Source organism: Ramlibacter aquaticus, assembly GCF_015159745.1.
GTDB lineage: Bacteria > Pseudomonadota > Gammaproteobacteria > Burkholderiales > Burkholderiaceae_C > Ramlibacter > Ramlibacter aquaticus.
Genome location: NZ_JADDOJ010000175.1, coordinates 1 through 977 on the forward strand (window position 1 = coordinate 1; position 977 = coordinate 977).

1 protein-coding gene and 1 pseudogene are annotated in these 977 nt (G+C 69.1%); both read left to right on the forward strand.

The window, feature by feature from the left end; genetic code table 11:
• Positions 1–179 (forward strand): annotated as a pseudogene (locus IM725_RS20845) (dTDP-glucose 4,6-dehydratase); the annotation flags it as partial.
• Positions 176–977: dTDP-4-dehydrorhamnose reductase (gene rfbD / locus IM725_RS20850; RefSeq protein WP_193782396.1), on the forward strand; the 802-nt coding region annotated here is incomplete at its 3' end. The pseudogene IM725_RS20845 and the gene rfbD, both read left to right, overlap by 4 nt.

A 977-nucleotide genomic window follows, 5' to 3' on the forward strand; every position in this document is an offset into this window, starting at 1 on the left:
ACGACAGGCGCTACGCGATCGACGCGCGCAAGCTGGAGCGCGAGCTGGGCTGGAAGCCGGCCGAAACCTTCGAGACCGGCATCCGCAAGACGGTGCAGTGGTACCTGGAGCACCCCGAGTGGGTGCAGCACGTGCAGAGCGGAGCCTACCGCGACTGGGTCGAGAAGCAATACGCATGAAGATCCTACTGTTCGGTGCCAACGGCCAGGTGGGCTGGGAACTGCAGCGCAGCCTCGCGCCTCTGGGCGACGTGGTGGCGCTGGGGTCAGCGGGCCGAGAGGGGCTGGTGGGTGACTTCCTGAACCCGGAAGGCATTGCGCGCACCGTGCAGGTGGTGCAGCCGCAGCTGATCGTCAATGCGGCCGCCTACACCGCGGTGGACAAGGCCGAGGCCGAACAGCGAGCTGCCGGGCAGGTGAATGCCATGACGCCAGCCGTGCTCGCGCAGGCGGCGCAGGCCTGCGGCGCCTGGCTGGTGCACTACTCGACGGACTATGTTTTTGACGGCAGTGGCAACACGCCCTGGGTCGAAACGGCTGGCACCGGCCCGCTCAATGTGTATGGCGCCACCAAGCTGGAGGGCGAGCGCCTGATCGCGCAACACACGCCGCGCCACCTGATCCTGCGCACGAGCTGGGTGTATGCCGCGCGCGGGGGCAACTTCGCGAAGACCATGCTCCGGCTTGCCCGGCAGCGCGAGCGCCTGACGGTAATCGACGACCAGCATGGCGCGCCCACGGGCGCCGACCTGCTGGCCGACCTCACCGCCCACATGGCGCGTGCTGCCATGGCCCGCCCTCAACTCGCGGGGCTGTACCACGCTGCGGCCGCGGGTGAGACGACGTGGAACGGCTATGCCCGCTTCGTGCTGGAGAACGCGGCCAGGGCGGGCGTACAACTCAAGGCACATGCTGCCGCGGTGGACCCCGTGCCGACCGGCACGTTCCCTACCGCGGCGCGCCGGCCCCTCAATTCAA